Raw genomic sequence first — 25,111 nt, forward strand, 5'->3', positions numbered from 1 at the left:
ATGGTGGGGGACGATCAGGAGCGTACTTCGAGCAGCGGTACGAGCTGCTCGGCGGGGGTCATCGAGCCGTGGTTGCCGACCATGGCCGACTCCTTGGGCTCCCGCTCCGAGGCGATGATCACCACGTCGTCGTGGGCGGCCGCGATGACGTCGCCCAGGCGCGCGTAGACCCGCTCGTCGATGTGCGGGCCGAACCAGCCGGCCTCGATCGCCTCGTCCCGGCTCGCGATCCAGAACTGCTCGCCGAGCACCTCGCGCCACACGGTCAGGACGTCGGACTCGGCGCCCGGCACCGCGTAGACGTGGCGGGCGCGGCCCTCGCCGCCGAGGAGGGCGACGCCGGCGCTCAGCTCCCAGTCCTCGTCGAAGTCGATGCGGGACTGCTCGTCGAACGGGATGTCGATCATGCCGTGGTCGGCCGTGATGTAGAGAGCGCTGCGCGGGGGAAGCTGCTCTGCGAGGCGCTGGGCGAGGCGGTCCACGTACATGAGCTGGCCGCGCCACGGGTCGGAGTCGACCCCGAAGCGGTGGCCCTTGCCGTCGACCTCGCTGTAGTACGTGTACACCAACGAGCGGTCGCCCGCAGCCAGTTGCTCGGCGGCCAGGTCCATGCGGTCCTCGCCGGAGAGGCGCCCGCGGAAGGTGCCGCCACTGAGGGCGATCTTCGTGAGGGGCGTCGACTCGAACGCGGGGGCGGAGACCTGCGCGGTGTGCACACCGGCCTCGTGGGCGCGCTGGAAGATCGTCGGGTACGGCTGCCAGACGTGTGGCTGGGTCCAGGGGTTCCAGCGGAGCTGGTTCATCAGCTCGCCGGTGTCCGGGTTGCGGACCGTGTAGCCGGGCAGGCCATGCGCTCCGGGCGGCAGGCCCGTACCGACGGAGGCGAGCGAGGTCGCGGTGGTCGCCGGGTAGCCCGCGGTGATCGGGCGGCCGGTGCCGCCGCGCGAGGAGGCGAGGAGCGAGGTCAGGAACGGGGCCTCGTCCGGGTGGGCCTGGAGCTGCTCCCAGCCGAGCCCGTCGATCAGGAACACGCACGCGCGGTCGGCGGGTGCGAGCTCGGGTATCGCAGGAGCGCAGCCGGGGACGCCCAGGTGGGAGCCGAGGGTGGGCAGCAGGTCGGCGAGGGAGCCGGCGCCGTACTCGGGCACAGGGGCGGACCGGACGGCGAGAGGCTCTACGTCGTCCCAGGCGGGCGTGGCCATCAGCGCGCTGTCGCCGCGGTCGCCTCGGACAGGGACTGGGCGAAGGCGAGGGTCTGACGGACGGTGTCCGGGCCGTCCCCGGTCTCGCTGACGCGCAGGCTCAGGTCGTCGGCGGTCGAGCTGCCCGTGTACCCGTGGTCCGCCTCGCAATTGGGGTCGCCGCAGGCCGCGGGCTCCAGGTCGATGCGGGCGACGGCACCCCAGCCGATGGTCAGGACGACCTCGCGGGGCAGGGCGCCCGGGACGTACTTCTCCGGGTTGGCGACGACGCGGCTCAGCACGACCGACGAGATCCGGCCGAGCTTCACGGATTCGGTGGACGTCGTGGCGTACGGCGTCGGCGACGTGGTGTCGGCGGCCTGCTCGTCGGTGTGGCTGACGATGAAGCGGGTGCCGGTGAGGACGAGCACGGTGACGTGCCTGCGCACCTCGTTCGAGTCGAAGGTGGTCTCCTGGTGGACCAGATACGACCCGATGGGTTCGCCGCCGACCGCGGCCTCCACCGCCTCGGCCACGAGGGCCGGGTAGTAGCCGCTGCGCTCGATCGCCGCGCGGAGCCCTTGGGTCGTCGTACTGGTCTTGGCCATGAGGTCCATCCTAAAGCCCGGCGGGGGGCTCGCGGTGCGCCTGTGGACGGGTGCGGAAAACACCCGTATGTGGGGCTCGTCTCACGCGGTCCGCTCAGTACGCGGGCAAGGTGCGCGGGCCGAGGTCGTCGCGGGCGGGTGGCGGGGCGAGCCGTATCGAGGCGCCGAGGACCGAGAGGCCGCTCTGGGCGACGACGACGGGCTCCAGGGAGACGGCGACGACCTCGGGATGGTCGTCCACGAGCCGCGAGACCCGTTGCAGCACCTCTTCGAGCGCGGCCGTGTCGACCGGTGCGGAGCCGCGCCAGCCGAAGAGCAGGGGTGCTGTCTTGATGCCCCGGACGATCGACTGGGCGTCCCGGTCGGTGACCGGAATCAGCCGGTGGGCGGTATCGCCCAGCAGCTCGGACGCGGCGCCCGCGAGTCCGAAGGAGAGCACCGCGCCGGCGGCCGGGTCGATGACCGCGCGGACGACGGTGTCGACGCCGCGGGGTGCCATGGCCTGGACGACGGGCCGCAGCTCCTCGGGCTTGCCGAGGGTCTCGGACAGCTCTTCGTACGCGCGGCGCAGCTCCTCCTCGTTCGGCAGGTCGAGGCGTACTCCTCCGAGGTCGGCCCGGTGGCGCAGGTGCGGGGCGGTCGTCTTGAGGGCGACGGGGTAGCCGAGGGTGCGCGCGGCGGCGGCCGCCTCGTCGGGCCCGGGGGCGGGCAGGGTCTGCCGTACGTCGATGCCGTAGCGGGCGAGGAGGGCGCGAGCGTCCTCGGGGGCGAGCTCGGCGCCGCGCGGGTCGTCGTCCTTCGCGAGGAGCGCGGCGATGAGCTCGGCGGCGCCCGTCTCGTCGATGCCGTCGTACTCGGGGACCTTGCCGGGCTCCGCCGCGTCGCGCCGCCACTGGGCGTACTTGACGGCTTCGGAGAGGGCGCGGACGGCGCGCTCGGCGGCGGGGTAGGCGGGGATGAGCGCGGGCGTCGGGGCGGGCTCGTCCACGGGCGGGCGTCCGGCCGGGGGCGCGTCGGAGGTCCTGGCGAGCGCCTTGGGGCCGGTGCTGGTGGCCGCGGAGAGCGCTTCGGCGAGGCCGCCGAGCTCCACGTGCACGACCAGGACGGGCTTGGTGGTGGTGCCGGCCGCGGCCGAACTGAGGGCCTCGGCGAGCACCGCGTCCTCGGCGGTCGACTCCCCCACCGCGGGCATCGCCGTGACGACGACCGCATCGCACTTGTCGTCCGCGAGCGCCTCGGTGAGCGCCGCGTGGAAGTCCTCGGCGGACGCCGCGGTCGTCAGGTCCTTCGGCGGCTTCGGCCGCAGGCCCTCGGCGAGGCAGACGTCGTACGTGAGGAGGCCCAGCGACTCCGAGTTCCCGAGGATCGCCACGCGGGGGCCCGGCGGGAGGGGCTGGCGGGCCAGCAGCAGGCCGGTGTCGACGAGTTCGGTGATGGTGTCCACGCGGATGACACCCGCCTGGCGCAGCAGGGCGGAGACGGTGGCGTACGGCAGGCGCGTGGCGCGGACCGCGTGGCCGAGGGGCGCGATGCCGCTGTGCCGGGCGCCCTGCACCACGACGAGGGGCTTCGCTGCCGCCGTGCGGCGGGCGAGGCGGGTGAACTTGCGCGGGTTGCCGATGGTTTCGAGGTACATCAGGGCGACGTCCGTGTCCGGGTCGTCGTACCAGTACTGGAGTACGTCGTTCCCGGACACGTCCGCGCGGTTGCCGGCGGAGACGAACGTCGACACTCCTGTCACTCCGGTGACGCCGCCACCGCGCCGCTGGAGGCGGGCGAGCAGCGCGATGCCGATGGCCCCGGACTGGGCGAACAGGCCCATGCGGCCGGCGCGCGGCATCTCGGGCGCGAGCGACGCGTTGAGCCGCACCTCGGGCGAGGTGTTGATGACGCCGAAGGCGTTCGGCCCGATGAGGCGCATGCCGTACGAGCGGGCCTGGTGCACCAGTTCGCGCTGGCGGGCGCGGCCCTCGCTGCCGGACTCGGCGTATCCGGCGGAGACCACGACGATCCCCTGCACGCCGCGCTCTCCGCACTCGGCGACGACGTCGGGGACGTACCGCGCGGGGACGGCGACGACGGCGAGGTCGACGGGCTCTGCGGCGTCGATGTCGTGCACGGAGCGGTGCGCGGGGACGCCGTCCAGGTCGTGCAGATCCTCGGGGAACGCCCTGTTCACTGCGTGGAGGCGGCCGGTGAAGCCGGCGTCGCGGAGATTGTCGAGGACGCTGCGGCCGACTCCGCCGGGCGTGCGGCCCACGCCGATGACGGCGACGGAACCGGGGGCGAGGAGCCGGTGCACCGAGCGGGCCTCGGCGCGCTGCTCGCGGGCGCGCTGCACGGCGAGCGAGGCCTCGGTGGGTTCGAGGTCGAACTCCAGGCGGACGACGCCGTCCTCGAAGTGGCGCTTCTGGGTGTATCCGGCGTCCGTGAACACCTTGATCATCTTGGTGTTGGCGGGCAGCACCTCGGCGGCGAAGCGGCGGATCCCGCGCTCGCGGGCGACGGCGGCGATGTGCTCCAGGAGCGCGGACGCGACGCCCCGGCCCTGATGGGCGTCCTGCACGAGGAAGGCGACCTCGGCCTCGTCGGCGGGGGCGGAGGCGGGCATTCCCTGGGCGTTGATGCGGTCGTAGCGTACGGTCGCGATGAACTCGCCGCCCACGGTGGCCGCGAGGCCCACCCGGTCCACGTAGTCGTGATGGGTGAAGCGGTGCACGTCCTTGGCGGACAGGCGCGGGTACGGCGCGAAGAAGCGGTAGTACTTCGACTCGTCGGAGACCTGCTCGTAGAAGCTCGTGAGCCGCTCGGCGTCGTCGATGGTGATGGGCCTGATGCGCGCGGTGCCGCCGTCGCGCAGCACCACGTCTGCTTCCCAGTGGGCGGGGTATGCGTGCCGGTCCGACGGGGTCTGCATGGGCCCAGCGTACGGCGCGGCGGTGACAGTCGTACGGGTCGCGGCGCGACCGGGCCGAAGGCACGCTATGAGGGCCGACGGGCGTGTGCGGACGGTACGTAGGACCCACATCGGGCACGTCCACCGATGTGGGAGACTGGTCTAGACAACCGTGAGAATCCTGAAGGGCAGCATCACATGGCTGAGCGCCGCGTCAACGTCGGCTGGGCCGAGGGCCTCCACGCCCGCCCCGCCTCCATCTTCGTCCGCGCGGCCACGGCGGCCGGCGTCCCCGTGACGATCTCCAAGCTCGACGGCACCCCCGTCAACGCCGCCTCCATGCTCGCGGTGCTCGGCCTGGGCGCCGGCGGCGGCGAGGAGATCGTCCTGGCCTCCGACGTCGAGGGTGCGGACATCGCGCTCGACCGCCTGGCCAAGCTGGTCTCCGAGGGGCTCGAGGAGCTTCCCGAGACCGTCTAGTACGGGCCGGTGCGGGGTCGCTCAGTGTTGCCCCCTACCGGGTTCCTGGATTCTTGGGCGCCGTTTGCTGCTCGCAGAAGATCGCGCCACATAAAGGGTCTGTTCGGATTTTCCGAGCAGACCCTTTATCTTTCTGCGACCCTGTTCTCATAATTTCGGGACAGCAGAAACAGGGCCCTTAAAATGGGCCGCCCTCTTTGTATACGGCGCCTCTGTTAATGCTGAAGCCCCGCCGTGTTGACGGGATGTTGCGAAGTCCTCACATGACCACTCTTACGAGGGGCGCGCAGATGGTGAGCGGCCATCGCGCGCTCCGTGTGCTGCGCCGTGAGCGCCCGCGCGCGCTCCACGTCACCGCGCGCCACGGCGTCCACGATCGCCCCGTGCTCGGCCCAGGAGTCGGCGGGCTGCGCGGGGTGCTCGACGGTGTACATCCACGCGATCTTGTGGCGGAGCTGCGTGAGCATCGTGATCAGCCCCCTGCTGCCGGACGCCTGCGCCAGCGTCTCGTGGAACCATCCGCCCAGCGAGCGCAGATCCTCGCTCTGACCTCGCCGGGAGCGCTCCTGGCCCAGCCTGACCAGGCCTCGCAGCACCTTCAGGTGCGCCTCGGTGCGGCGCTGCGCGGCGCGGGCCGCGGCGAGCGGTTCGAGGAGCATCCGGATCTCCAGCTGGTCCGCCGCCTCCTGCGTGGTGGGTTCGGCGACGCACGCGCCCGCGTGCCTGCGGGTGACGACGAAGCCCTCGGCCTCCAGAGTGCGCAGCGCTTCGCGCACGGGGACGCGGGAGACTCCGTAGCGGCGGGCGAGCACCTCCTCGGTGAGTCTGCCGCCGCGCTCGTGGACACCGGAGACGATGTCGTCGCGGATCGCCGTGCATACCGAGTGCGCCGGAATGCGCATGAACCGACCTCCGCCTTAATCCCCGCGAAACGCGGTTGACAGTCGCTCGTACAGCGCGATTGAAATCCGTTCAGCGCGCCTGCCCGGCGACTCTATTCCAGCGGGCGCGAATTTCCGATGGCAGGCCGTAATCCATGGATATTTTTTGGACAGCGCAGCCGGGGGCGAACGAGCCGCGTCGGTGACGAGCGTGGCCGGTGACGCCGAAAGCCCCGGCTCGGTGAGCCGGGGCTTTCGGTGACGTCGTCGCGACTGCGCGGCGAAGGTCAGACGTTGATGCCGTGCAGGCGCAGGTACGCGACGGGGTCGATGTCCGAGCCGTACTCGGGGCTCGTGCGCGCCTCGAAGTGGAGGTGCGGGCCGGTGACGTTGCCGGTCGCCCCGGAGAGGCCTATCTGCTGCCCCGGGATGACCGTCTGGCCGACGGAGACGCCGATGGACGACAGGTGGCCGTACTGCGTGTACGTGCCGTCGTTCATCTTGATGACGATGTTGTTGCCGTAGGCGCCGCCCCAGCCCGCCTCCACGACGGTGCCCGCGCCCACGGCGTGGACCGAAGTGCCGCTGGCGGCGTGGAAGTCGATGCCGGTGTGGCTGCCGGAGGACCACAGGCCGCTGCTGGCCTTGTACGCGGTCGACACGTACGAGCCGGTGACGGGCATGACGAAGGCGTTCAGGCGCTTGCGCTCGGCCGCACGGGCTGCGCGCTCCTTGGCCTCGCGCTCGGCCTTGGCCTTGGCGGCGGCCTTGCGCCGGTCCTCCTCGGCCTTCTTCTTGGCGGCGGCCTCGGCCTTCTCCTTCGCGGCGGCCACGTCGGCGGCATGCTGCTGGGCGGCGGCCTGCGCGTCGATCTGCTCCGCGAGGGAGTCGCCGATGGAGATGGCCTTGGTCAGGCCGGTCTGCTCGAGAGACGCGTCGTCAGCGGCGAGGGCGGGGGCGGCGAGGCCTCCGATGACACCGGTCGTGGTGAGCGCGGCGACGCCGGCGACCTGCGCGGTGGTGCGCGTGAGACGGCTCGGGCGACGGTGCTTCCCGGTGGCACGGGTGAACGCCATGGAGTGGCTGATCCTTTCCTTCCTTCTCGCCTACCGGGTTAGCTGACGGGTTCGGAGCAGGAAGGTCTCCTACGGACCCCCTTCAGGGAAGGGCGTCCGATTCACCCCAGGGACGGTGGGTCCCCGGCTCCCCCGGCTCGCGCCTTGGGGGACTCGGCGATGACCGTCCGGTGCCGCGGGCGCGGCGTACATCTGGCGGACAGCCGGACCGACGCTAAGCGGGGCATCTTTCAATCAACAAACGGAACCGGGCTTTTGTAGCGCATGCCACAGGGCAGACAGGCAACCACTGGTTCAATTCGGACATACAGGGGCCCCGGTGGTCATCTCGCCCACCGGGGCCCCTCGTTGCACACCGGTCACGGTCAGCCCGTGACGACGGTCACCTCTCCGATGCCGAGCGCCCTGACGGGCTCCTCGATCTGGGCTGCGTCACCGACGAGCACCGTCACCAGACGGTCCATCGGGAAGGCGCTCACGACGGCCGCGGTGGCCTCCACGGTGCCCGTCGCGGCGAGCCGCCGGTACAGCTCCGCCTGGAAGTCGTCCGGCAGGTGCTGCTCGACCTGATCGGCGAGCGTCCCCGCGACCGCCGCGGCGGTCTCGAACTTGAGCGGGGCGACTCCGACCAAGTTCTGTACGGCCACGTCCCGTTCGGCGTCGGTGAGACCCTCGGCGGCGAGCGTGCGCAGCACCTTCCAGAGGTCGTCGAGCGCCGGACCCGTGTTCGGCGTGTCCACGGAGCCGCTGATGGCGAGCATCGCTGCGCCCGTCCCGTCCGGCGCCGAGCGCAGCACCTGGCCGAACGCCCGCACGCCGTAGGTGTATCCCTTCTCCTCGCGCAGGACACGGTCCAGGCGGGAGGTGAGGGTGCCGCCCAGGCAGTACGTGCCGAGCACCTGGGCCGGCCACACCCGGTCGTGCCTGTCCGCGCCGACGCGGCCGATCAGGAGCTGCGTCTGCACCGCGCCCGGCCGGTCGACGATGACGACCCGGCCGGTGTCGTCGGCCGTCACCGGCGGTACGGGGCGCGGCTCGGCCGTGTTCCCCGTCCAGGCGCCCAGCGAGTCCGCGAGCAGGACGTCGAGGTCGACGCCCGCGAGGTCGCCCACGACGACCGCGGTGGCCGTGGCGGGACGCACGTGCCGGTCGTAGAAGGCACGTACGGCCGCCGCGTCGATGGCCGCGACGGTCTCTTCGGAGCCCTGGCGCGGGCGGGACATGCGCGCGGTGGCCGGGAAGAGCTGCTTCGAGAGCTCCTTGGCGGCGCGGCGGCCGGGGTTGGCCGTCTCGTGCGGGATCTCGTCGAGCCGGTTGCGCACGAGACGTTCGATCTCGCTGTCCGCGAACGCGGGTGCCCTGAGGGCGTCGGCGAGCAGGCCGAGCGCCTTCGGCAGACGGGAGACGGGGACCTCCAGGGAGACCCGGACGCCGGGGTGGTCGGCGTGCGCGTCGAGGGTGGCGCCGCAGCGCTCCAGCTCGGCGGCGAACTCCTCGGCGGCGAGCTTGTCGGTGCCTTCGGAGAAGGCCCTCGCCATGATGGTGGCCACGCCGTCGAGCCCGGCGGGCTCGGCCTCCAGGGGCGCCTCGAGGTTGATCTCGACGGCGACGACCTGCTGGCCCGGGCGGTGGCAGCGCAGCACCGTCAGGCCGTTGTCGAGGGTGCCGCGCTCGGGCGCGGGGAACGCCCACGGCCGCGCCGTGCCGGCCTGGGGCTGCGGGTGGAAGTCCATGGTCGCGAGCTCGGTCACTTGCCGGCCTCCTCGTCTGCAGTCCCGCCTGCGGTCTCGTCCGTGGTCTCGGGGGCGGTCTCGTCGGCCTCCTCGGGGGCTTCTTCAGGGGCCGTGGGCTCGTAGACGAGCACCGCGCGGTTGTCGGGGCGCAGATGGGCCTTGGCCACCTCCTGGACCTCCTCCGCGGTGATGTCGAGGACGCGCTGGACGGCGGTCAGGGCGAGCTGCGGGTCGCCGAACAGGACGGCGAACCTGCACAGTTCGTCGGCGCGGCCCGAGACCGTGCCGAGCCGGTCGAGCCACTCGCGCTCCAACTGGGCCTGGGCGCGCTCCATTTCCTCCGGAGTGGGACCGTCGGCGGCGAACCGCGCGAGCTCCTCGTCGACAGCCTCCTCGATGACCGGCACCTCGACGTCGCCGGACGTCTTCACGTCCAGCCACCCCACGGAGGGCGCCCCCGCGAGCCTCAGGAGACCGAACCCCGCGGCGACGGCGGTCTGGTCACGGCGGACGAGACGGTTGTAGATCCGGGACGACTCGCCGCCGCCGAGGACCGTCAGGGCCAGGTCGGCCGCGTCGCACGCGCGCGAGCCGTCCTGCGGCAGCCGGTAGGCGGCCATCAGCGCGCGGGCCGGGACCTCCTCCTCGATGACCTCACGCACGCCCTCACCGATCCGGTCGGGCAGGGCGCCGTCGCGCGGGGGCTGCTTGCCGTCGTGGCGCGGGATGGAGCCGAAGTACTTCTCGACCCAGGCCAGCGTCTGCTCGGGGTCGATGTCCCCGACGACCGAGAGGACGGCGTTGTTCGGGGCGTAGTACGTACGGAAGAAGTTCCGCGCGTCCTCCAGCGTGGCCGCGTCCAGGTCGGCCATGGAGCCGATGGGCGTGTGGTGGTACGGGTGGCCCTCCGGGTACACGAGGGCGGTCAGCTTCTCGAACGCGGTCCCGTACGGAACGTTGTCGTAGCGCTGGCGGCGCTCGTTCTTGACGACGTCGCGCTGGTTCTCCATCGACTCCTCGTCGAGCGCGGCGAGGAGGGAGCCCATCCGGTCGGCCTCCAGCCAGAGCGCGAGCTCCAGCTGGTGGGTCGGCATGGTCTCGAAGTAGTTGGTGCGCTCGAAACTCGTCGTCCCGTTCAGCGAGCCGCCGGCGCCCTGCACCAGCTCGAAGTGCCCGTTCCCGTGGACCTGCTTAGAGCCCTGGAACATCAGGTGCTCGAAGAGGTGAGCCAGGCCGGTGCGGCCCTTGACCTCGTGGCGCGAGCCGACGTCGTACCAGAGGCAGACGGCTGCGACCGGGGTCAGGTGGTCCTCGGAGAGCACCACGCGCAGCCCGTTGTCGAGGCGGTGCTCGGTCGCTGTCAGGCCGCCGGAGCCGGCCTCGGCGGTGGCCGTGTGACCCATGGGCATGTACGTCCCTTCGATCGCGGAACTATCGCGGAAACTGCAGATGTGCTGCCAGTTCTGCCACTGTATGCAAGCGTTCTGACGCCTGGCGAAGTTCCCGCACTGGGTACGCCGAGAGCGAGCACCGAACGCCGTACGGACGGGTCGCGGTCGGCGTTGTCAGTGGGGCGGTCCACAATGGTGCGCGTCAGATTCTCGTACATGCCCCGGCAGCATCTGTGAAGGAGCCGCAGCAGCGATGGCCCGCCGCAGCACGAAGACCCCGCCTCCCGACGACTTCGAGGAGCGGATCCTCGACATTGACGTTGTCGACGAAATGCAGGGCTCCTTCCTCGAGTACGCCTACTCGGTGATCTACTCCCGGGCCCTGCCGGACGCCCGTGACGGCATGAAGCCCGTGCACCGGCGCATCGTCTACCAGATGAACGAGATGGGCCTGCGCCCCGACCGCGGCTATGTGAAGTGCGCCCGCGTCGTCGGCGAGGTCATGGGTAAGTTGCACCCGCACGGAGACGCGTCGATCTACGACGCCCTGGTGCGGCTCGCCCAGCCCTTCTCGATGCGCCTCCCCCTGGTCGACGGCCACGGGAACTTCGGCTCCCTGGGCAACGACGACCCGCCGGCCGCCATGCGGTACACCGAGTGCCGGATGGCCCCGGCGACATCGCTGATGACGGAGTCGATCGACGAGAACACCGTCGACTTCGGGCCGAACTACGACGGTCAGGAGCAGGAGCCCGCCGTCCTGCCGGCCGCTTACCCGAACCTCCTGGTCAACGGCGCGTCCGGCATCGCCGTCGGCATGGCGACGAACATGCCGCCGCACAATCTCGGCGAGGTCATCGCCGCCGCCCGTCACCTGATCAGGCACCCGGGCGCCGACCTCGAGACGCTCATGAAGTTCGTCCCGGGCCCCGACCTGCCGACCGGCGGCCGGATCGTCGGCCTGTCCGGCATCAAGGACGCCTACGAGTCGGGCCGCGGCACCTTCAAGATCCGCGCCACGGTCTCCGTGGAGGACGTGACGGCGCGCCGCAAGGGCCTCGTCGTCACCGAACTGCCCTTCGCGGTCGGCCCCGAGAAGGTCATCGCGAAGATCAAGGACCTGGTCGGCTCCAAGAAGCTCCAGGGCATCGCGGACGTCAAGGACCTCACCGACCGCCAGCACGGCCTGCGTCTGGTCATCGAGATCAAGAACGGCTTCGTCCCGGAGGCCGTCCTGGAGCAGCTCTACAAGCTGACGCCGATGGAGGAGTCCTTCGGCATCAACAACGTGGCGCTGGTCGACGGCCAGCCCCTGACGCTCGGCCTCAAGGAGCTCCTGGAGGTCTATCTCGACCACCGCTTCGAGGTCGTACGCCGCCGCAGCGAGTTCCGCCGTACGAAGAAGCGGGACCGTTTGCATCTGGTCGAGGGCCTGCTCGTCGCGCTGGTGGACATCGACGAGGTCATCCGCCTCATCCGCTCCAGCGACAACTCCGCGCAGGCGAAGGAGCGCCTGATGGAGCGCTTCTCGCTGAGCGAGATCCAGACGCAGTACATCCTGGACACGCCGCTGCGCCGCCTCACCAAGTTCGACCGCATCGAGCTGGAGACGGAGCGCGACCGGCTCAACGGCGAGATCGACGAGCTGACCGGGATCCTCGACTCCGACGCCGAGCTGCGCAAGCTCGTCTCGGCCGAACTGGCGTCGGTGGCGAAGAAGTTCGGCACCGAGCGCCGCACCGTGCTCCTGGAGTCGGCGGGCACGGCGGTCACCGCGGTGCCCCTCCAGGTCGCCGACGACCCGTGCCGCGTGCTCCTGTCGTCCACGGGCCTCCTGGCGCGCACGGCGACCGCCGACCCGTTCGGGGACGACGAGGACGCCCGGCGCACCAAGCACGACGTGATCGTCTCCGCGGTCCCGGCGACGGCACGCGGCGAGATCGGCGCTATCACGTCCACGGGGCGCCTGTTGCGGCTCAATGTCATCGACCTGCCGCAGCTCCCGGAGACGGCCTCGGCGCCGAACCTCTCCGGCGGCGCACCCGTCACGGAGTTCCTGTCGTCTCTGGAGGCGGACGAGAAGGTGGTCTGTCTGACCACCCTCGACGAGTCGTCCCCCGGCCTGGCGATCGGTACCGAGCAGGGCGTGGTCAAGCGCGTCGTGCCCGACTACCCGGCGAACAAGGACGAGTTGGAGGTCATCGGCCTCAGGGACGGTGACCGCATCGTCGGCGCAGTGGAGCTGCGCACCGGCGAGGAGGACCTGGTCTTCATCACGGACGACGCGCAGTTGCTCCGCTACCAGGCCTCGCAGGTACGTCCGCAGGGCCGGGCCGCGGGCGGTATGGCAGGCATCAAGCTGGCCGACGGCGCCAAGGTGATCTCGTTCACCGCCGTCGATCCGGCTGTGGACGCGATCGTCTTCACGGTGGCGGGATCGCGCGGCACGCTCGACGACTCCGTCCAGACGACGGCGAAGCTCACCCCGTTCGACCAGTACCCGCGCAAGGGGCGGGCCACGGGCGGCGTGCGCTGCCAGCGCTTCCTGAAGGGCGAGGACTGCCTGAGCCTGGGCTGGGCGGGCCCGACACCGGCCCGCGCGGCGCAGAAGAACGGCACCCCGGCCGAGCTGCCCGAGGTCGACCCGCGCCGCGACGGCTCGGGCGTCTCCCTCGCGAAGACGGTCTCGGTGGTGGCGGGGCCGGTCTAGCCCGCGTCGCGTTCCGCTTCGCTCGGCTCCTGTACGTACCTCAGGACGCCCCACATGCTGTGCTCGTCGGCATAGGTGTGCGGGGCGTCCTGGGCGCAGGCCGTCAGTTCCTTGTTCAGCCGTGGAGCGTCGATCCCGGCCCCGATGAGCACGAGCCGACTGAGGCGCGGCTCCCCGGGCACCCAGGGCTCCGGCGAGAACCGCAGGAACCGGCCCACGGCGTGCACGGTGTACCTGTTGCGCGTGTCGGCCGCGCCGAAGTCCACGTACCCCTTGATGCGGTAGAGCCCCTCGGGCCTGCTGTCGAGGAACGCCATCAACCGGCGTGGATCGAGCGGCACTTCGGACTCGACGGAGACACTGTCGTACGCGGAGTGCAGATGGCCGTCGTGCTCGTCGTGTTCGTCTCCGGCCGTACTGCCGCCGTCGTACCGATGGAGGTCGTCGAACGACAATTGGCCGATCCGCTCGCGCGTCGGCCGGCAGTCGAAGAGGAACTCGGGGTCCACGCGCGCGTACGTCGCGGGAACGACTGCCGCGCCTCCGGCCAGCCCGCGCACCCGCTCCAGGACACGCCGGTGCTCCCCCTCCGGGACCCGGTCGGCCTTGTTGACCACCACGAGGTCGGCGATGGCCAGATGCCGGTCGAGCTCCGGGTGTCGCTCCCGCGTCGTGTCGAACTCGACGGCGTCGACCACCTCGACCAGACCGCCGTACACGATCCGCGGATTCTCGCTGGCGAGCACCATGCGCACGAGCTCCTGCGGCTCGGCGAGCCCACTGGCCTCGATCACGATCACATCGATGCCGTTGCGGCCCGACGGCCGGGTGAGCCGGTCCAGGTACTCGTCGAGCTCGCTCGCGTCGACGGCGCAGCACAGGCACCCGTTGCCGAGGGAGACGGTGGAGTCGCCGAGCTGCCCGGCGACGGCCATGGCGTCGATCTCGATGGAGCCGAAGTCATTGACGATCGCGCCGATCCGCGTGCCGCCGCCGTGGTGCAGCAGATGGTTCAGCAGGGTGGTCTTGCCGGAGCCCAGGAACCCGGCGAGGACGACGACCGGGATCTGCTGCGGAAGCTCCTGCCTCTGCTGACTCAACGCGCGACCTCTCTCACACCGGCGCGTCCAGGGACGCGCATACCGGCGTTCTTACGACGAATGAATGCCGCCCCAGGATACGAGCGCGTAGAAACACCGCGAAGTGAACGATTGTTAGCGTCGCGGGCTGGGCACACGACAGGCATGGCGCCCGGACGAGCGACCCCTGCTTGCCTCCGTGTGCCTCCTCTCCGCCTCCCCGCCGACCAGCGCCGCTCGGCACCCCGGGGGGCGGCAAGCGCGCCGCCCACCGCTCGCCGGTCCTTTCCCGTCGCCCCGCACCCGACGACCGGCGGACGGTCGCCTGAACCGGGGGTTGACATGGCCACACAGAGTTTTGGGGTACGAGGGATCGGGTCCGCCGTCATTGCCGGGGCGGCTCTCATCGGAGCCGCCCTCGCACTCGCCGCGCAGCGGCGTCGTCTCGACGAGGCGCGTCTGCGCATCGAGGAGCTGGAGCAGGAAGAGTTGTCGCAACAGCGCAGCGCTCGGGCACGTCAGCAGCGCGTGCACTGGGAACTGTCACTCAAGGCGATCGACGATCCCTCGCTCGCAGCGGTGATCAACACGTACGACGCCGAGATCCCACCGGCGAAGGTGCGGCAGTTCTTCTTCGCGAATGCCTGGTACGTCAACCTCTTCCACTTGGACCAGGCGGGCATCATCGACCAGCAAGAGGTGTACGGCCGTCTTCGCGAACTGTTCCAGAGTCCGGTCTTCCGCGAGTACTGGCGGGCCAGTCGACCTAACCGGGCGACCTTGATTCACTCCTCCGCCGAAGCTCGGCTCGGCCGCCTCGCCGACCGTCTCCTCGAGGAGCTCGAGGAAGCGGACACAGAGGAGTGGTGGGTGGTCGGCGATCCACCGACGTCCTGACTTCTCGGTCGTCAACAGGCTGATATCACTCACACGAGCGAGTCCTCTGAGAAATTCCGCGGCGTCGTTACGCATGAGTCCCAAGGGGCGCATTAGCCTGTCGGCATCCTGCCGGAAGTAAGCCTCCTCTAAGGATCGGTACCCCTTGAAGATCGTGCGCCGCATCGGTGTGCCCCCGCACGCCCGTGGCAGTACCTCGGGCGCGAACTGCCCTGACGTGTTCGAGCTGAGTGACGGCAACTTCGCCGTCATCGGCACAGAGGCCACAGCGGAGCTCGGCAAAGAGCTTCCGGACGACGCCTCACTGGCCGACTACGAGCGCATCGTGATCGTCAGCCGTGAAACGCTCGTGCGCGCGAAGGCCGATATCCCGGACGCCTAGCCCGCCGCTTCCCGGAGCCCGGTCCCCACGAAGGACCGGGCTCCGGCGCGTTCAGGACACGGCCGGTACCGGCGCCGGAGCGGCCGGGCCCACATACCGCGCCGCCGGGCGAATGATCTTCGAATCCCGGGCCTGCTCAAGGATGTTCGCGCTCCACCCCACCACCCGCGCAGCGGCGAACGTCGGAGTGAACATCGCGCGCGGCAACCCGCACAGCTCCATGACCACGCCCGCGTAGAACTCCACGTTCGTGTGAAGTTCCCGGCCCGGCTTCAGCTCCGCGAGGATCGACTCCACGTGACGCTCGACCTCGACGGCGAACTCCACCGTCGGCCCGCCGAACCCCTCGGCGATGCCCCGCAGCATCCGCGAACGGGGGTCCTCCGTGCGATAGACAGGGTGGCCGAAGCCCATGATCCGGTCGCCCGCGAGGACCCGCTCGCGGATCCACCCGTCGATCCGGTCCGGCGTGCCGATCGCGTCGAGGGTGTCGAGCGCGCGACTCGGGGCGCCGCCGTGCAGCGGCCCGGAGAGCGCCCCCACGGCGCCGACCAGACAGGCAGCGACATCTGCACCGGTCGACGTGATGACCCTCGCCGTGAACGTTGACGCATTGAACCCGTGATCAATGGTTGAGATCAGGTACTGCTCGATGGCACGCGCGTGAGCGGGCTCCGGCTCCGAACCCGTCAGCATGTAGAGATAGTTCGCGGCGTACGACAGGTCGTCGCGCGGTTCGACCGGTTCGAGGCCGTCACCGAGCCGGTGCAGCGCCGTGAGCAGCGTCGGCACGACCGCCGCGGCGGCCAGGGTGTCGTCACGCCGCCGCTCGTCGTCGATGTCGTACACGGGGCGGAAGCCCTGCGAGGCACCGAAGAGCGACAGGGCGCTGCGCAGCCCGGCGAGCGGGCCGGAGAGCGATCCGGCGCGGGCGATGACGGGCAGCGCGGCCCGCACGTCGTCGGGCAGCCGGCGCAGGGCCGCCGTACGCGCGGCGAAGTCCGCGGACTGCGCGGCGTCAGGCAGCTCGCCGTGGATCATCAGGTGCCATACGTCCTCGAAGCCGCGGGTCTGCGCGAGCTCGACGGCCGAATACCGGCGGTAGTGGTAAAAGCCCTCACGCCCTCTGACGTCACCCAATTCGGTGTCGGTGACGACGACGCCCGCGAGTCCCCGCGGTACGTCGACAGGGGTGGCCGTGGTCCCGTTGATAGGCATGTTTCCTCCCTGGACTTGATTCGACTGTCCATGCTTGACTCAATGTCTGTCAATATTGATTGAATCAATACAAGCAATACGGATATACGGTGGCACGCATGACGGATCACGAACCCGCACCCGCGCGGGAAGCCCGGCGGCTCAGCACCAAGGAGACGGCCGAACTTCTGGGTGTGAAGCCCGAGACCGTGTACGCGTACGTGAGCCGCGGTCAGCTCAGCAGTCGCCGGGCGGAACCGGGCTCGCGCGGCAGCACGTTCGACGCGGCCGAGGTGGAGGCGCTCGCGCAGCGCAACAAGCGGGAGCCCGCGGCCGGTTCGGCCCCGGGCGAGCTCTCCGTACGCACCCGCATCACGTTGATCGACAAGGACCGCTACTACTTCCGCGGGGTCGACGCCGCCGAGCTCGCCGCGCGCCACTCGTACGAGGAGGTCGCCGAGTGGCTGTGGACCGGGGCCCTGCGGCCGGGGGTCCGGTTCACCGCTCCCCGGCAGTCCCTCGCCGCGGCCCGGCGCGCCGTGGGGGCCCTGCCGGAGCACAGCGGCCCCGTCGACCGCCTGCGGGTCGCCGCCGTCGCCGCCGCCGTCACCGACCCGCTGCGCTTCGACCTCTCCGAAGAGGCCGTACTCGGCACGGCCCGCACCCTCATCCCGACACTGGTTGCCGCCCTGCCGCCCGTACGGCACACACATCGCGACGGCGGACCGCTCGCCCAGCGCCTGTGGGGCCGCCTCTCAGGACGTGAACCCGACGATCCGTCACTGCACGTCCTGGACACGGCACTTGGGCTCCTCGTCGACCACGACCTCGCCGCGTCGACGCTCGCCGTCCGGGTCGCCGCGTCGGCGCGCGCGCACGCGTACGCGGCCGTGTCCGCGGGCCTCGGCGTCCTGGAGGGGCCGCTCCACGGCGCCGCCAGCGGTCTCGCGCACCGCATGCTCCTCGAAGTCCTTGACCGCGGCAGCGCGGCCCCTGTGGTGGCGGACGAACTGCGTGCCGGGCGCCGCGTCCCGGGCCTCGGCCACCGCCTGTACAAGGGCGAGGACCCACGCGCCCAGGCCCTGTTCGCCCTCCTGGAGGAGATCCCGCAGGTCCACCCGGCGCTCGCCGCGGCCCGCGACGTCGTGGCGACGACCGCCCGCCACACCGACCTGCACGCGAATGTGGACCTCGCCCTCGCGGTCTTCACCGTCTCGTACGGCATGCCCGCCGAGGCCGGCGAGACCGTCTTCGCGGTGGCCCGGACGGCGGGCTGGATCGCGCACGCACTGGAGGAGTACGGCGAGCGTCCGCTGCGGATGCGGCCGAGCGGACAGTACGTGGGGCTGCGCCCGCCTCAGCCGCTGCCCGCGCCCGACGCCCCCCTACCGGCCCGGTGAGGTTAGGCTCCCCTACGTGAGTACGTGTACGACCGCCTCGCAGGATCTGATCGAGCCTCTCGCGGGGACCGCCGCCACCGCGAGTACCTGGCTGCTGATCGAGCAGCCGGGCCCCTGGGGCGTGAAGGCGCTGACGTCCAGCCATCTCGACCCGGAGCTCGGCAGGGCCCTGGAGGCGGCCGCGGAGGGGACCGGCGTCCGCGTCGCCCTCATCAGACGCCCGGGCCGGCACGCGGACTTCCACGCCACCACCCAGCGCCATGTGTATGTGGCCCACACCATCCCGGGAAACACATGGCTGCGTGGCACCATGACCGAGTCCCCACAGGACTTGCTCGCACTCGACTTCGGCGCCCTCGGAGCGGGTGACCACCGTGGCTTCGGCACGCCGCACAAGGGCGCGCCGCTCGCGCTCGTCTGCACCAACGGCAAGCGCGACCGCTGCTGCGCCCTCCTGGGCCGGCCTCTCGCCGCCGACCTCGCCGCGTCCGGACAGGACGGCATCTGGGAGGTAACCCACCTCGGCGGCCACCGCTTCTCCCCCACGCTGCTCGTACTGCCCTACGGCTACGCGTACGGCCGTGCCGACGCCGCCCACGTCAAGGGCACCCTCGACGCGGTACGGGCCGGCCGGATCACCACCGACGGGTGCCGCGGGAACTCCGCGTGGGAGCGGCCCGGCCAGGCCGCCGAGCTCGCCGTGCGCACGTCGGCCGGGATCGATGACGCCGGAGTGCTGACCGTCGTCGGCACGGAGGCCACGACGCCGGGGCATGGGGCCCTCTGGGAGGTCACTGTCACCCACACGGACGGCCGTCGCTGGCACGTCACGGTCGCGCAGGGCGCTTCACTGCCGCCCCGCCCCGAGAGCTGCGGTGCCGCACTGGGTACTCCGGCGCGCATGGACGTACTCACGGTGGACGAGATCGCGCCCGCTGTCACGGGCCCCCTCAGCGCGAGCGGCTGAGCCGCCGGGATCGCGCCCCGCACCGGCGTGCCCACGGCACCCCACCACCCCTTACGAGGCGCATCCCAGCACGCGAGATACCCGCCACATCCGCTACGGAGTACCCGGCCCGCCCCCTTACCGTTCTTCGTATGAGCCCCACTCCCCCCACACGCCGGCTGCGCTTCGGCCTGCCGCGGCGCGTCTTCGCGCAGGTGCTGCTGATGCAGGTGGCGATCGCCGCCGGGGTGGCCGTGCTCGCGACGGGGCTCTTCCTCGCACCGCTCAGCGACCAGCTCGACGACCAGGCGATGCGCCGCGCGCTGGCGATCGCGCAGACCACCGCGGCCCAGCCGAGCATCGCCGAGGACCTGCGGCATTCACGTCCCACGGTCGACGGCCCCGTCCAGCGGGAGGCCGAGCGGATCCGCCGGGCCAGTGGCGCCGAGTACGTAGTGATCATGAACAAGGAAGGCGTCCGCTGGTCCCACACCGATCCGGGCGAGGTCGGCAGGATCGTCTCCACGGACCCCAGCGAGGCGCTCGCGGGCCACGAGGTCATGGAGATCGACAGCGGCACCCTGGGACGCTCCGCGCGCGGGAAGGTCCCCCTGCGCGACGCGCAGGGGGACATCGTCGGGGCCGTCTCGGTGGGCATCGAGTACGACAGCGTCAGGGCGCGGCTCATCCACGCCATTCCGGGCCTGTTCGCCTACGCGGGCGGCGCCCTCGCCGTCGGAGCGCTGGCCGCCTACCTGATCTCGCGCCGGGTCCAGCGGCAGACCCGTGATCTGGCGTTCTCCGATATCTCGGGGCTGCTCTCGGAGCGCGAGGCCATGTTGCACGGCATTCGGGAAGGCGTCGTCGCACTGGACCGGAGCGGCCGGATCCGGCTGCTCAACGACGAGGCGCACCGGCTCCTGGGCATCGGTGACGAGGTGATCGGGCAGTCGCTCGACGACGCGCTGGGCCCTGGTCGTACGACCGATGTGCTGGCGGGCCGGGCCACGGGCACGGATCTGGTGACGGTCCGCGGCCAGCGCGTCCTGATCGCCAACCGCATGCCCACGGACGACGGCGGCGCCGTCGCCACCCTCCGGGACCGCACCGAACTGGAGCAGCTGGGGCGCGAGCTCGACTCGACGCGCGGCCTGATAGACGCCCTGCGCGCCCAGGACCACGAACACGCCAACCGCATGCACACGCTGCTCGGCCTGCTCGAACTGGAGATGTTCGACGACGCCGTCGAGTTCGTCGGCGAGGTGGTGGGCGACCACAGGGCGACCGCGGAACAGGTGACCGAGAAGGTGCACGATCCGCTGCTCGCGGCTCTCCTCGTCGGCAAGGCGACGGTGGCGGCGGAGCGCGGAGTCGCCCTGTGGATCTCCGACAGGACGCTCCTCCCCGACCGGCTGATCGACCCACGAGGGCTCGTCACGATCGTCGGGAATCTGGTCGACAACGCGGTGGACGCTGTCGCGGGAACCCCCCACGCGCGCGTGGAGGTCGATGTGCGGGCGGCCGACGACCGCTCGGTGGAGTTGCGGGTGCGCGACACGGGGCCCGGCATCCCCGCCGCCCGACGGGAGTTGATCTTCACGGAAGGGTGGTCCACCAAGAAGCTGCCCTCCCACGGGAAGCGCGGTATCGGCCTGCCCCTCGTGCGCCGGCTCGCGGAACGGCAGGGCGGCAGCGTCCACGTGGGGGAACCGGACGGCGGAGGCGCGGAGTTCACCGTCGTCCTGCCCGAGGCGCTCACGGATCCGGGCCTCGCGCAGGAGGCCGCCGGGGCGCCCATGACCCCCGCGAGCAACACCACCACCGATGCCCTGGCCACCCCCACGAAGGAGGACCCGCGATGATCGAAGTGCTGGTCGTGGACGACGACATCCGCGTCGCGCGCGTGAACGCGGCCTACGTGCAGAAGGTGGCGGGCTTCCGCGTGGTGGCCGAGGCGCACAGCTCGGCCGAGGCCCTGCGCGAGGTGGAGGCCCGGCCGCAGATCGACCTGATCCTCATGGACCACTACCTGCCGGACGAGACGGGTCTGGCGACCGTTCAGGAGATCCGGCGCCGCGGTCATCAGACCGACGTGATCATGGTGACGGCGGCGCGTGACGTCTCCACGGTGCAGGCCGCCATGCGGCTCGGGGCGCTGCAGTACCTGGTCAAGCCGTTCGCGTTCGCGGGGCTGCGCGCCAAACTGGAGGCGTACGCGGGGCTGCGCCGCACGCTGGACGGCGGCGGCGAGGCCGAGCAGGCGCAGGTCGACCGGATCTTCGGCGCCCTCTCAGCGGACACGGAGCCGGACCTCCCGAAGGGACACTCCCCCAGCACGGCGGAGCTCGTACGCAGGGCCCTGGTGGACGCCGAGGGCCCGCTCTCGGCGCAGGAGGTCGCGGACCGTACGGGGCTGAGCCGGCAGACGGCCCAGCGCTATCTGAAGCTCCTGGAACGCACCGGCCGGGCCGGCCTGACCCTCAAGTACGGCGACGCGGGCCGCCCGGAACACCGTTATGTCTGGGCGACCCGCACCTGAGCGACGTACGAGGAGTTGACGTGGTCAGCCGGCGGCCTTGTCCACGAACTCGGTGGTGTACGTCTTGCTCAGGTCGACCTTGGCGTTCTTGATGTTCGGGTTGAACGCCTTGAGCACACTCTCAACAGTCTCGGGGCCGTTCTTGGGCATCACGCCGTCCGTCGTGAACATCGGCAGCGTGGCCTTGATCGCCTCGGCGTACAGCTTCTTGTCGCCCTGGGAGTAGTCGGCCGGCATCTTGGCCGCGATCTCGTCGGCGCTGTGCGTCGACATCCACTTGAGCGTCTTCACGAAGGCGTTGGCGAGCTTCTGGACCGTCGGCTTGTGGCTGTTGACCCAGTCCGTCTGCATGTAGAGGCTCGACGACGGGTACGGGCCGCCGAGCGCCTCCTGGGAGCCCTCCGGGGTCCGCATGTCGACGAGGACCTTGCCGAGCTTCTTGTCCAGGATCGTGGCGACGGTGGGGTCGGTCGTCATGCCACCGTCGATGGCGCCCTTCTGGAGCGCCGAGACGAACGTCGGGCCCGCTCCGACAGCCACCGGCGAGAACTGGCTCGGCTGGACGCCGTTCTTGACCGCCAGGTACTTCGTGAGGAAGTCCGTCGAGGAGCCGAGGCCCGTGATGCCGAGCTTCTTGCCCTTGAAGTCCTTGGGTGAGGTGATGTCCCCGGACGCCTTGTTGGAGACGATCTCCACCTCTCCGGGGGCCCGCGAGAACTGCACCACGGACTCCACGGCCTTGCCCTTGACCTGCAGGTCGAGCGTGTGGTCGTAGAAGCCGACGGCCCCCTGGACCTGGCCGGAGACGAGCGCCGTCTCGGCCTGGACGCCCGCGGGCTCGCTCAGAAGTTGGACATTCAAACCCTCATCCTTGAAGTAGCCGAGCCGGTCCGTGAGCATCGCCGGCATGTAGATGACCTTGTCCAGGCCGCCGACCATGATCTTGACGTGCTCGCCCTTGCCGTCCGCCTTCTTGCCGGAGCCGGTACTCGTACTGGCGGCGTCGTTGGCGCACGCCGTGAGGGAGGACAGGGCGAGCAGGCCGGTCGCTGCGAGGGCACAGAGCCGCGCGGTGTTGCGCATGGTGGTTCACGTCCTTGTGAAGAGGCTGAAGAGACTGAGGCGGGTGGGGAGAGCGGTGCGGGGAAGCGCTGGTGGCGCGCGCCGAGGGGCAGCCGTCAGCTGTCCGAATCCGTCGGCTTCCAGCGGAAGATGCGGCGCTCGGCGAAGGTGAGCAGCCCCTCGGCCAGCAGCGCCACGACGGCGAGGATGACCATCGCCGCGTACACACCCGCCGCGTTGAACGTGCCCTGCGACTGCGCGACGAGCAGGCCGACGCCCTTGGTCGCGCCGATGTACTCGCCGACGATGGCGCCGATCAGCGCGAAGCCGAAGCTCACATGCAGGCTGGTGAAGATCCATGACGTGGCGGACGGGATGACGACCTGAAGCGTCACGCGTCGATCGCTGGCGCCGAGGATGCGGGCGTTGGCGACCAGGTTCCGGTCGACCTCGCGGGCTCCCTGGAAGGCGTTGAAGAACACCGGGAAGAACACCAGGACGACGGCGGAGGCGACCTTGGAGGCCGGGCCGAGGCCGAACCAGATCACGAAGATCGGGGCGAGCACGATCCTCGGGATGGAGTTGAGGACCTTGATGTACGGGCCGAGGACATCGGCGAGGAAGGTGATGCGCCCGAGCGCGATACCGAAGACGACACCGGCGATCACGCCGATGATCCAGCCGACGAGCGCTTCGTAGAGCGTGTACCAGACCTGTTCGCCCAGCGAGCCGAGCGCCGTGCCGTGGGTGGTCCACGTCCAGATCTGGTCCCAGATCTTCGACGGCATGGAGAAGTTGAACGGGTCGATGATCGCGGCGCGCGCGAGCACCTCCCAGAGGCCGAGGACGGCGACGAGGAGCAGGACCCGGGCGCTGCCGATGAGCACCTTGCGCCGGCGGGCGGCACGGGCCTTGGTGACGGCGCGTCCCGGCTTGGCGGTGTCGGTGGCGGGCGCGGCGGTGACGGTGTCAGGCGACATCGGCGGCACCTCTCTCGCGCGTGATGCGGACCTCTTCGCCGAGGGATTCCCAGATCTCGCGGTAGATGTCGATGAACTCGGGCAGCAGGCGGACCGATTCGACCTTGCGGGGACGTGGCAGGTCGATGTCGAAGACCTGCTTCACGGTGGCCGGACCCGCGGTCATGACGACGACCTTGTCGGCCAGCGCGATGGACTCCTCCAGGTCGTGGGTGACGAAGACGACCGAGGCGCCCGTGCCCTCCCACAGCTCCAGGAGCTCGTCCGACATCAGGGCCCTGGTCTGCACGTCGAGCGCCGAGAACGGCTCGTCCATGAGCAGGATCTCGGGGTCGTTGACGAACGTGGCGGCGAGCGCGACGCGCTTGCGCTGGCCTCCGGAGAGCTGGTGCGGGTACCGGTCCTCGAAGGACGCGAGGCCGACGCGGGCCAGCCATTCGCGGGCCTTGGCCTTCGCCTCGGCCTTCGGTACGCCGCGGAAGCGCGGGCCCGCCATGACGTTGGACAGCACCGTCCGCCAGGGGAACGTCGCGTCCTGCTGGAACACGAATCCGACCTTGTCGCCGACTCCCTCGACGGGTTCACCGGCCACCAGGACCTCGCCGTCGGTGGGTTCCTCCAGGCCGCTGACGAGGGTGAGGGTGGTCGACTTGCCGCAGCCGGTGGGGCCGACGACGGCCACGAACTCGCCGCGTGCGACGGTCAGATCGAGCTCCCTGACCGCGGTGTGCAGGCCGCCCGAAGGCGTCCTGAAGGTTTTGCTCGCGCCCCGCAGTTCGATGGCGGGGCCGGTGTCTGTGCTCATGGCCGGAAGGTAGATGTGACCTGGGACACCGCATCAGTCTTCTGGGCGCAAGGCGGACTTCTGCTTGCAAGAGACTGTTGTGCTCGTTTTGCTCGCGCTACAACAGCTGAGCCGAAACACGGGCTTAACAGCTCGCCTGGGCTTGAGGGAGAGAGGCCCGATGATTGACGTCCTGGTCGTGGACGACGACTTCCGTGTCGCCGAGATCAACGCGAAGTACGTGGGAAAGGTTCCCGGCTTCCGGGTGGTGGCCCGCGCCCACAACGCCGCGCAGGCACTGGCCTTCGTGGAGCGCCAGCGCATCGACCTCGTGCTGCTCGACCACTACCTGCCCGACATGACGGGCCTCGAACTCGCCCATCGGATGCGGGAGAACGGCCACAACACCGACGTCATCATGATCACGGCGGCGAGCGACGTCCTGACGGTCCAGGCGGCGATGCGCCAGGGCGCACTGCACTACTTGGTCAAACCGTTCACGTTCGCCGCGCTGCGCTCGCGGCTCGACTCGTACGCGGCGCTGCGCCGCACCGTGGACCGGGTCAGCGGCCGCGGCGCCGCGGGACAGGAGCAGGTCGACCGGATCTTCGGTGCGCTACGGGCGCTGCCCATGCCCGCGTCGCCCGGCCTGCCGAGCGGGCAGTCGGAGCCGACCACGGATCTGATCTGCGGCGTGCTGCACCGCGCAGACCATCCGCTGTCCGCCCACGAGGTGGCGACGGAGACCGGCCTGAGCCGCTCCACGGCGCAGCGGTATCTGCGGCACATGGAACAGTCGGGCCGGCTCCGCCTCTCGCTCAAATACGGGGACACCGGGCGCCCGGAGCACCGTTATGTGTGGGTGGCGCCCTGAGGTGAACGCGGTGAC

General features: G+C 70.7%; 21 protein-coding genes and 1 riboswitch. Of the genes, 9 read left to right on the plus strand and 12 right to left on the minus strand.

The window, feature by feature from the left end; all coding sequences use genetic code 11:
• Positions 1-14: 14 nt before the first annotated feature.
• From OHO83_RS14455 to OHO83_RS14465, 3 genes are all read right to left on the minus strand, one after another.
• Positions 15-1,202 carry an alkaline phosphatase family protein gene (locus tag OHO83_RS14455; protein ID WP_266674937.1) on the minus strand — a complete coding sequence of 396 codons (1,188 nt, stop codon included), beginning with the start codon at positions 1,200-1,202 and terminating at the stop codon, positions 15-17.
• Entirely contained in the window at positions 1,202-1,789 is a 588-nt protein-coding gene (locus OHO83_RS14460) for a DUF5998 family protein (protein ID WP_266674936.1), read from the minus strand. The genes OHO83_RS14455 and OHO83_RS14460 overlap by 1 nt, the downstream gene beginning before the upstream one ends.
• A 94-nt stretch (positions 1,790-1,883) precedes the next feature.
• The gene (locus OHO83_RS14465) at positions 1,884-4,706 is read right to left on the minus strand and encodes a bifunctional acetate--CoA ligase family protein/GNAT family N-acetyltransferase (protein ID WP_330279585.1); all 2,823 of its coding nucleotides are present in this window, start codon (positions 4,704-4,706) and stop codon (positions 1,884-1,886) included.
• Between the two features lie 177 nt (positions 4,707-4,883).
• Between OHO83_RS14465 and OHO83_RS14470 the strand changes: the two genes are divergently transcribed.
• Complete coding sequence (locus tag OHO83_RS14470; protein ID WP_266674934.1) at positions 4,884-5,165, plus strand: HPr family phosphocarrier protein; 282 nt, start codon at positions 4,884-4,886, stop codon at positions 5,163-5,165.
• Positions 5,166-5,380: 215 nt separating this feature from the next.
• Here the strand turns inward: OHO83_RS14470 and OHO83_RS14475 are convergent, their stop codons facing one another.
• From OHO83_RS14475 to OHO83_RS14490, 4 genes are all read right to left on the minus strand, one after another.
• Positions 5,381-6,067: a GntR family transcriptional regulator gene (locus OHO83_RS14475; protein WP_266674933.1), complete on the minus strand. Its 687-nt coding sequence runs from the start codon at positions 6,065-6,067 to the stop codon at positions 5,381-5,383.
• A 266-nt stretch (positions 6,068-6,333) separates the two neighbouring features.
• Positions 6,334-7,122: a M23 family metallopeptidase gene (locus OHO83_RS14480; RefSeq protein WP_329433773.1), complete on the minus strand. Its 789-nt coding sequence runs from the start codon at positions 7,120-7,122 to the stop codon at positions 6,334-6,336.
• Positions 7,123-7,135: 13 nt separating this feature from the next.
• A riboswitch (cyclic di-AMP (ydaO/yuaA leader) is annotated at positions 7,136-7,291 on the minus strand.
• Between the two features lie 196 nt (positions 7,292-7,487).
• Positions 7,488-8,873: a M16 family metallopeptidase gene (locus OHO83_RS14485; protein ID WP_329433774.1), complete on the minus strand. Its 1,386-nt coding sequence runs from the start codon at positions 8,871-8,873 to the stop codon at positions 7,488-7,490.
• Positions 8,870-10,264, minus strand: coding sequence for a M16 family metallopeptidase (locus OHO83_RS14490; RefSeq protein WP_266674930.1), 1,395 nt, complete (start codon positions 10,262-10,264; stop codon positions 8,870-8,872). The genes OHO83_RS14485 and OHO83_RS14490 overlap by 4 nt, the downstream gene beginning before the upstream one ends.
• Positions 10,265-10,499: 235 nt before the next feature.
• On the opposite strand from OHO83_RS14490, the gene OHO83_RS14495 reads away from it, so the two are divergent.
• Positions 10,500-12,956, plus strand: a complete 2,457-nt coding sequence (locus OHO83_RS14495) for a DNA gyrase/topoisomerase IV subunit A (RefSeq protein WP_266674929.1) — start codon at positions 10,500-10,502, stop codon at positions 12,954-12,956.
• Here the strand turns inward: OHO83_RS14495 and OHO83_RS14500 are convergent.
• Positions 12,953-14,056 (minus strand): CobW family GTP-binding protein, encoded by a 1,104-nt coding sequence (locus tag OHO83_RS14500; RefSeq protein ID WP_330279586.1) that lies wholly within the window; start codon positions 14,054-14,056, stop codon positions 12,953-12,955. The genes OHO83_RS14495 and OHO83_RS14500 overlap by 4 nt on opposite strands.
• Positions 14,057-14,377: 321 nt before the next feature.
• Between OHO83_RS14500 and OHO83_RS14505 the strand changes: the two genes are divergently transcribed.
• The gene (locus OHO83_RS14505; RefSeq protein ID WP_266674927.1) at positions 14,378-14,932 is read left to right on the plus strand and encodes a DUF6082 family protein; all 555 of its coding nucleotides are present in this window, start codon (positions 14,378-14,380) and stop codon (positions 14,930-14,932) included.
• Positions 14,933-15,077: 145 nt separating this feature from the next.
• Complete coding sequence (locus OHO83_RS14510) at positions 15,078-15,314, plus strand: hypothetical protein (RefSeq protein WP_227297797.1); 237 nt, start codon at positions 15,078-15,080, stop codon at positions 15,312-15,314.
• A 51-nt stretch (positions 15,315-15,365) separates the two neighbouring features.
• Here OHO83_RS14510 and OHO83_RS14515 read toward each other — a convergent pair whose 3' ends face one another.
• Positions 15,366-16,532, minus strand: coding sequence for a citrate synthase/methylcitrate synthase (locus tag OHO83_RS14515; protein WP_266674926.1), 1,167 nt, complete (start codon positions 16,530-16,532; stop codon positions 15,366-15,368).
• A 98-nt stretch (positions 16,533-16,630) separates the two neighbouring features.
• On the opposite strand from OHO83_RS14515, the gene OHO83_RS14520 reads away from it, so the two are divergent.
• The 4 genes from OHO83_RS14520 (at position 16,631) to OHO83_RS14535 (ending at position 21,396) form a co-directional block, all read left to right on the plus strand.
• Positions 16,631-17,911: a citrate synthase gene (locus OHO83_RS14520; RefSeq protein WP_266674925.1), complete on the plus strand. Its 1,281-nt coding sequence runs from the start codon at positions 16,631-16,633 to the stop codon at positions 17,909-17,911.
• A 16-nt stretch (positions 17,912-17,927) separates the two neighbouring features.
• Positions 17,928-18,878 carry a sucrase ferredoxin gene (locus OHO83_RS14525; protein ID WP_266674924.1) on the plus strand — a complete coding sequence of 317 codons (951 nt, stop codon included), beginning with the start codon at positions 17,928-17,930 and terminating at the stop codon, positions 18,876-18,878.
• A gap of 131 nt (positions 18,879-19,009) precedes the next feature.
• Complete coding sequence (locus tag OHO83_RS14530) at positions 19,010-20,719, plus strand: sensor histidine kinase (protein WP_266674923.1); 1,710 nt, start codon at positions 19,010-19,012, stop codon at positions 20,717-20,719.
• Positions 20,716-21,396 carry a response regulator gene (locus tag OHO83_RS14535; protein ID WP_266674922.1) on the plus strand — a complete coding sequence of 227 codons (681 nt, stop codon included), beginning with the start codon at positions 20,716-20,718 and terminating at the stop codon, positions 21,394-21,396. Before OHO83_RS14530 ends, OHO83_RS14535 begins: the two co-directional genes overlap by 4 nt.
• A 24-nt stretch (positions 21,397-21,420) precedes the next feature.
• On the opposite strand, the gene OHO83_RS14540 is transcribed toward OHO83_RS14535, so the two are convergent.
• The 3 genes from OHO83_RS14540 to OHO83_RS14550 form a co-directional block, all read right to left on the minus strand.
• On the minus strand, positions 21,421-22,479 hold the full coding sequence (locus tag OHO83_RS14540) for an ABC transporter substrate-binding protein (RefSeq protein WP_266674921.1): 1,059 nt from the start codon (positions 22,477-22,479) through the stop codon (positions 21,421-21,423).
• A gap of 95 nt (positions 22,480-22,574) precedes the next feature.
• Positions 22,575-23,438 (minus strand): ABC transporter permease, encoded by an 864-nt coding sequence (locus OHO83_RS14545; RefSeq protein ID WP_266674920.1) that lies wholly within the window; start codon positions 23,436-23,438, stop codon positions 22,575-22,577.
• A complete protein-coding gene (locus tag OHO83_RS14550) occupies positions 23,428-24,243 on the minus strand; it encodes an ABC transporter ATP-binding protein (RefSeq protein ID WP_266674919.1) in 816 nt (271 codons plus the stop codon). The genes OHO83_RS14545 and OHO83_RS14550 overlap by 11 nt, the downstream gene beginning before the upstream one ends.
• A gap of 160 nt (positions 24,244-24,403) precedes the next feature.
• Here OHO83_RS14550 and OHO83_RS14555 point away from each other — a divergent pair, with 160 nt between their 5' ends.
• Positions 24,404-25,096, plus strand: a complete 693-nt coding sequence (locus OHO83_RS14555) for a response regulator (RefSeq protein WP_266674918.1) — start codon at positions 24,404-24,406, stop codon at positions 25,094-25,096.
• Positions 25,097-25,111: the final 15 nt, after the last annotated feature.

Source organism: Streptomyces sp. NBC_00569 (genome assembly GCF_036345255.1).
Lineage (GTDB): Bacteria > Actinomycetota > Actinomycetes > Streptomycetales > Streptomycetaceae > Streptomyces.